This window comes from Mesorhizobium sp. M4B.F.Ca.ET.017.02.2.1 (assembly GCF_003998955.1).
Lineage (GTDB): Bacteria > Pseudomonadota > Alphaproteobacteria > Rhizobiales > Rhizobiaceae > Mesorhizobium > Mesorhizobium abyssinicae.
In genome coordinates this window covers 1-1,672 of sequence record NZ_RZOF01000595.1, presented here as the reverse complement: position 1 = coordinate 1,672, position 1,672 = coordinate 1, and the positions used below count along the sequence as shown (strand labels likewise).

Annotated in this window: 1 protein-coding gene; it reads left to right on the top strand. The window is 60.2% G+C overall.

Annotation, left to right across the window (positions count from 1 at the left end):
• Positions 1-57 precede the first annotated feature (57 nt).
• Positions 58-1,672: conjugal transfer protein TraG (locus EN738_RS34170; protein WP_127287353.1), on the top strand; the 1,615-nt coding region annotated here is incomplete at its 3' end.

Genomic DNA, 1,672 nt, shown 5'->3' with positions numbered 1-1,672 from the left:
TTCCTGTCCCGGCTGCGCCGCGCGATGCTAGGTCGCGTTGTTCAGCGGGCCAAGCCGATGACACCTACGAAGCTACTGATCGGGCAGATCGCCGTTGTGTGCGCAATTGTCATTATCGGCGTATGGACGGCAACCCAATGGTGCGCTCAAATGCTGACCTACCAGACGCCTCTCGGCGCACCATGGTTTCTCTTCGCCGGCTGGCCAATCTACAAGCCGTGGAAGCTGTTTGAATGGTGGTTCCACTTCGATGCTTATGCGCCGGAGGTCTTCGACAAAGCCGGTACGCTTGCAGGCGCCAGCGGATTCCTGGGCTGTGCCGCCGCAATCGCTGGCTCGCTTTTGCGCGCGCGACAGCGCGGGTCGGTTACGACCTATGGGTCTTCACGGTGGGCCACGACTCATGAGGTCGAGACGGCAGGGTTGTTACGGCCGGCGGGCGTTTTCCTCGGTAGGCTGAACGATCGCTATCTGCGCCATGACGGCCCGGAGCACGTCATGGCATTTGCGCCGACGCGTTCGGGCAAGGGCGTGGGGCTGGTTGTTCCAACGCTACTTTCCTGGACCGGGTCTGCCATCATTCATGATATAAAAGGCGAAAATTGGCAGTTGACCTCCGGCTGGCGGTCGAAATTCTCGTACTGCCTTCTGTTCAATCCGACCGACCCGAGATCGGCACGCTACAACCCGCTGCTGGAGGTACGCAAAGGCCCAGATGAGATCCGAGACGTTCAAAACATCGCCGACATCCTCGTCGATCCCGAGGGCGCGCTGGAGCGACGGAACCACTGGGAGAAGACCAGCCATTCACTCCTAGTTGGCGCCATTTTGCACGTGCTCTACGCTGAAGAGGAAAAGACGCTGGCCCGCGTCGCCACCTTCCTGTCGGACCCGCAACGCTCGTTTGCCGCAACGCTACAGCGGATGACGACGACAAACCATCTCGGGACGGGGCATAACCCTCAGGTCCATCCCGTAGTGGCCTCGGCGGCTCGCGAACTCCTGAACAAGTCGGAGAACGAGCGCTCAGGCGTCCTCTCGACCGCCATGTCCTTTCTCGGGCTTTATCGTGATCCAACGGTCGCGACGGCCACTTCGTCCTGCGACTGGCGCATCGCTGACCTAGTGGATGGAGAGCGACCGCTGTCGCTCTATCTGGTCGTGCCGCCTTCGGATATCTCGCGCACCAAGCCTTTGGTGCGACTGATCTTGAACCAGATCGGCAGGCGGTTGACGGAGCGCCTGGAGGGGGACCCGAAGAAGAGCCGTAAGCATCAACTGCTCATGATGCTGGACGAGTTTCCGGCGCTCGGTCGCCTCGACTTCTTCGAGACGGCGCTCGCCTTCATGGCAGGTTATGGCATTCGCTCCTATCTGATCGCACAATCTTTGAACCAGGTTTCAAAGGCCTATGGCGAGAACAATGCTATTCTCGACAATTGCCACGTGCGAATTGCCTTTTCCTCCAATGACGAACGCACGGCCAAGCGCATCTCGGATGCCCTCGGCACCGCAACCGAACTTAGGTCGATGCGCAACTATGCGGGCCATCGGCTTGCGCCCTGGCTTTCGCATGTCATGGTGAGCCGCCAGGAAACCGCGCGCCCGCTCCTGACGCCAGGCGAGGTGATGCAATTGCCGCCGTCAGACGAATTGGTCCTGGTTTCTGGGT